The 4848-nt window shown below is 67.6% G+C and carries 4 protein-coding genes; all 4 read right to left on the bottom strand.

Features of this window, described 5'->3' with window-relative positions; translation table 11 throughout:
* Window positions 1–138 precede the first annotated feature (138 nt).
* Window positions 139–1194, bottom strand: a complete 1056-nt coding sequence (locus AC2VOG_RS19710; protein ID WP_486941513.1) for a hemolysin family protein — start codon at window positions 1192–1194, stop codon at window positions 139–141.
* Complete coding sequence (locus AC2VOG_RS19705) at window positions 1194–2558, bottom strand: hemolysin family protein (RefSeq protein WP_486941512.1); 1365 nt, start codon at window positions 2556–2558, stop codon at window positions 1194–1196. Before AC2VOG_RS19705 ends, AC2VOG_RS19710 begins: the two co-directional genes overlap by 1 nt.
* Window positions 2559–2719: 161 nt before the next feature.
* Window positions 2720–4156 (bottom strand): GuaB1 family IMP dehydrogenase-related protein, encoded by a 1437-nt coding sequence (locus tag AC2VOG_RS19700; RefSeq protein ID WP_486941511.1) that lies wholly within the window; start codon window positions 4154–4156, stop codon window positions 2720–2722.
* Between the two features lie 9 nt (window positions 4157–4165).
* The coding region (locus tag AC2VOG_RS19695; protein ID WP_486941510.1) for an NADP(+)-dependent, decarboxylating phosphogluconate dehydrogenase at window positions 4166–4848 on the bottom strand (683 nt) is incomplete at its 5' end.

Genomic DNA, 4848 nt, shown 5'->3' with positions numbered 1-4848 from the left:
TGGCGTCGAGTGTGCGCTGAGGCGTCGAGTGTGAAACGCAGGGCGGAATTTTCGCCCACGATGCACGGTCGACATGCGGCGAGCAACAACCCGACGTATGGCCGATCGCGAGCGAGCGGTTCGACGGCCAGCGTGGTGTCAGGCACGTCCCGTGCCGTCGCGCACGAGTCCGACCAAGTCACGCACCAAGTCCTCCAGGGCGACCATCCCCACCACCGCCCCACCATCTCCAGCGGTGACCAGCGCGAGGTGGCTGTTGGTGCGGCGCATCCGTGACAGTGCCTCGGGGACGCTCCATGACTCTGAGATACCGGGCAGTGGCCGCACGGTGGCCAGATCGACCACGGCCTGCGGGTGGTCGGCCAGTGACAGCACATCTTTGATGTGTAGGTATCCGATGAAGCTGCCGTCGTCACCGAGCACCGGGAAGCGCGAGAAACCCGTTGCGGCCAAAGCCTTTTCGACGGCGCCGACCGTTGGGCCAGAGCCTGCCGCTGCCACTGGGACGGCGTGGATGTCAGCAATCGGGATCGCCACATTGGCGACGGTGCGGTTGCGGATGTGCAGTGCGCGAGTCAGCCGGGTGTGCTCCTCCCGGTCCAGTAATCCCTCCGACACCGACTCGGCGATCATCTCGCTGAGTTCGACGGTGGACACAGTGATGTCAAGCTCGTCGCGTGGCCGGACCCGCAATGCGCGCAAGATCACGGCGTTGCAGCGGCTGTAGAGGTTGACGACGGGCCGGATCGCGCGCGCGTAGACCAGGTACATCGGGATCAACAGCATCGCCGCCCGCTCCGGGCCCGCCAGCGCGATGTTTTTCGGCACGATCTCGCCGAGCAGCAGGTGCAGTGTCACCACGATCGCCAACGCCACCACGAACGCGGTGGTGTCCAGCAGCGCCGAGGACACACCGAGAAAATCGAAAGAGCTGCGCAGCACGTCGGCGACGGCCGGTTCGCCGATGCGCCCGAGCAGAATCGAGGACACCGTCACCCCGAGCTGGGCGCCGGCGAACATCAGCGGCAGCTGCTCACCGGCTTGAATCACCGTGATCGCAGCCGACCTGCCCTGCTCGGCGAGCCCTTCGAGGCGATCCCGCCGCGCCGAGATCAACGAAAACTCGGCAGCGACGAAAAACGCGTTCGCGCCGATCAGCAGCACGGTCGCCAGCAACGCGGTCAGGTCATCCATCATCGCCCTCGCAGCGCGCCGGAATCGGCGCGACCCGGCAGCTGAGTCAGCTCGAGCAGGTCGATGCGGCGACCATCCATCCGCAGCACCTTGGCCCGCCACGCGGAGGTGTTCCGCACCCCGTCGTGCTCATAGCCGGTCAGCTGCACCTCGTCACCGATGACCGGAATGCGGCCCAGCTGCTGCAAGACCAGCCCCCCGATGGTCTCGTACTCGCCTTCGGGGGCGTGGTAGCCGGTCGCGGCGGCCACCTCGTCGATACGCAGCAAGCCGGCCACCCGCCAGCCACGGTCGACCGCCACCACATCCTGGCTGGCGTCGTCGTGCTCGTCGCGGACGTCGCCGACGATCTCTTCGATCAGGTCCTCCACGGTCACAATTCCCGCGGTGCCGCCGTACTCGTCGACGACCATCGCGGTCTGCAGGGCGTTGGCCCGGATCTGTCCCATCAGCGTGTCGCCGTCCAGCGTCGAGGGGACCTTGGCGACCGGCCGCGCGACCGCGGTGACCAACGTGCGCCCGCGCTCAGCGGGTGGCACCGCGAAAACCTGTTTGACGTGCACGATGCCGACCGTCTCGTCGAGGTCACCGTCGACAACCGGGAATCGCGAGAAGCCGCTCGCGGCGGCCGCCTCCACCAAGTCGGCCACGGTGTCGTCCACTTGTAGCGCAACAATTTTCGACCGCGGCGTCATCAATTCCGCAGCGGTCAGCTCACCGAACTGCAGTGACCGGTCCAGCAGCGCCGCCGTCGCCGGATCCAGCGCGCCACTGCGCGCCGACGTGCGCACCAGCGAGACCAGCTCCTGAGCCGACCGCGCCGACCGCAACTCTTGGGCCGGTTCCACGCCCAGCTTGCGCAGAATCCAGTTGGCCACCCCGTTGGTCAGCCGGATCGGCCACGTCATCAGCCAGGAGAACAGCAGCTGGATGCCGGCCACGGACCGCGCCGTCGCGGGCGGGCGGGCCACCGCCAGGTTCTTTGGGATCAGCTCGCCGAAGATCATCGACAACGAGGTGACGACCAACAGCGTCACGAAGGTGATGATCGCGCCGGCAACCCGCTGCGGCACCCCGAGCGCATCCAGGGCCGGGTGCGGCAGCTGAGCTACCAGTGGTTCGGTCAGGTAGCCGGTGATCAGGGTGGTGATCGAGATACCGAGCTGCGCCCCCGACAGCTGAAAGGACAGGCGGTGGTGGGCGCGCTGCACGTACCGGTCGCGACGCCCGCCTCGGCGTGCGTTGGCCTCAACGGTGCTGCGCTCCAGTGTGGTGAGTGAGAATTCGGCGGCCACGAACAGCGCAGTGCCCGCCGTGAGCAGCACAATCGCCAGCAGACTGAGCAGGGTGACAGCCACATTCATCGAGGCCACTCTCCAACGGGGTCGACGTCACACACGCCGGGAGGCGCGGGTGCCTGCGGCACGTAGACCCCTTCTTCGATGTATCCAGTCACGCGTGAGCTCTGATGGTAGCGAAGGTTTGACGCGCCCGAATTCTCGTTGCCGTGGCGAACCGCCGCAGTTCACCACCCGAACGGCAGGGGATGCCCCTCGGCGAAGCCCGCGGCGGACTGGATGCCGACCACGACCCGCTCGTGCAGTTCGCTCAGTGTGGACGCCCCAACGTAGGTGCAGGTGCTGCGCACACCGGAGGTGATGTGGTCCAGCAGATCCTCGACGCCTCCGCGGACCGGGTCCAGCGCCATCCGCGACGTCGAGATGCCTTCTTCGAACAACGCCTTGCGGGCACGCTCGAAAGCGCTGTCGGCCGCGGTGCGGGCCACCACCGCGCGCTTGGAGGCCATGCCGTAACTCTCCTTGTACGGCTTGCCGTCCCGGTCGCGCAGCAGGTCGCCGGGCGACTCGTAGGTGCCGGCGAACCACGATCCGATCATCACGTTGGACGCCCCGGCCGCCAGCGCCAGCGCCACGTCACGCGGGTGCCGCACCCCGCCGTCGGCCCACACGTGCGCGCCGAGTTGCCGTGCCGCCGCAGCACATTCGACTACTGCCGAGAATTGCGGGCGCCCGACGCCGGTCATCATCCGGGTGGTGCACATGGCACCCGGACCCACCCCGACCTTGACGATCGACGCGCCGGCGTTGACCAGGTCGCGGGTGCCGTCCGCCGACACCACGTTGCCGGCGACCAGTGGCACGCCGAGGTCCAGCGAGGCGATCGAGGTGATCGCATCCAGCGCTTTGACCTGATGTCCGTGTGCGGTGTCGACGACGATCAGGTCGACACCCGCCTCCGCGACCGCCTGCGCCTTGGCGACCACGTCGCCGTTGATGCCGACCGCGGCGCCGATCCTCAGCCTGTCGTGCGCGTCAACGGCCGGCGCATAGATGCCGGCGCGGATCGCGCCGGTCCGGGTCAGTACACCGGCCAGGGTGCCGTCGGCGGCAGTCAGCACCGCGACGCCAACCGGGGCATGTTCGAGCAGGTCGAAGACTTTTCGCGGATCCGTTCCCACCGGCGCTGTGACGAAGTCGGTGATCGCGATGTCACGAACCCGGGCGAAGCGGTCGACGCCATCACAGCACGATTCGGTGATCAGACCGATCGGGCGGCCCTCGAACGTCACGACCGCGGCGCCGTGCGCGCGTTTGGAGATCAGCGCCAGCGCGTCGGACACCGAATCGTCGGGCTCCAATGTCACCGGGGTGTCCACCACCAGGTCACGGCTTTTGACGAAATCGACGGTTTGCCGCACCGCGGTGATCGGAAGGTCTTGCGGCAGAACGACAATGCCGCCGCGCCGGGCCACCGTCTCGGCCATTCGCCGGCCCGCGACCGCGGTCATATTGGCCACCACCACCGGAATCGTGGTGCCCGAGCCGTCGTCGGTGGACAGGTCGACGTCGAAACGCGACGCCACGTCCGAGCGGTTCGGGACGATGAAGACGTCGTCGTAGGTCAGGTCGTAGCCAGCGCGGTGTGCGTCCAGGAACTTCATCGGGCCCCGCTAGGCGGGCACTTCGCTGCGGTCTTGACTCCACATGGTGTGGAACTTCTTGCTCGGGTCTTCATCAGTCCGTCCATAGGTGTGTGCGCCGAAGAAGTCCCGCAGGCCCTGGGTGAGCGCGGCGGGCAGGCGCTCGGTGCGCAGCGCGTCGTAGTACGACAGCGCCGAGGCAAAGCCCGGGATGGGGATACCCAGTTGCGTGGCGGTCACCACCACCCGGCGCCAACTGTCGATCCCCGACTCGATGGCGTCGCGGAAGTAGGGTGCCGCGATCAGGGTCGCCAGGTCGGGGGTCTCGTCGAACGCTTCTTTGATCCGGTTGAGGAACTTCGCCCGGATGATGCAGCCGCCGCGCCAGATGGTGGCCATGTCGCCCGGGGTGATGCCCCAGTCGTACTCGGCGCTGCCGGCCTGGATCTGGTTGAAGCCCTGCGCGTAGGCGATGATTTTCGACGCATAAAGCGCCTTGCTGACGTCGTCGATGAATTGCTTTGCATCAGTTGGCTTGTGGCCCAGGTCGCCGGAGGCCAGGCCGGTGGTGGCCTTGCGCTGGGCCACCGAACCCGACAGCGCACGGGCGAATACCGCTTCGGCGATACCGGTCACCGGCACGCCGAGGTCGAGCGCCGACTTGACCGTCCAGCGGCCGGTGCCCTTCTGCTCGGCCTCGTCGACGATCACAT

It is taken from the genome of Mycobacterium sp. TH-M11 (assembly GCF_057473725.1).
Note: the sequence above shows the minus strand (reverse complement) of the source record. Positions and strands in the feature narration are given on the sequence as shown.

Coding starts and splice junctions, on each gene's coding strand:
- AC2VOG_RS19710 (WP_486941513.1), bottom strand. CDS start 1,194: ATGGATGACCTGACCGCGTTGCTGGCGACCGTGCTGCTGATCGGCGCG.
- AC2VOG_RS19705 (WP_486941512.1), bottom strand. CDS start 2,558: ATGAATGTGGCTGTCACCCTGCTCAGTCTGCTGGCGATTGTGCTGCTC.
- AC2VOG_RS19700 (WP_486941511.1), bottom strand. CDS start 4,156: ATGAAGTTCCTGGACGCACACCGCGCTGGCTACGACCTGACCTACGAC.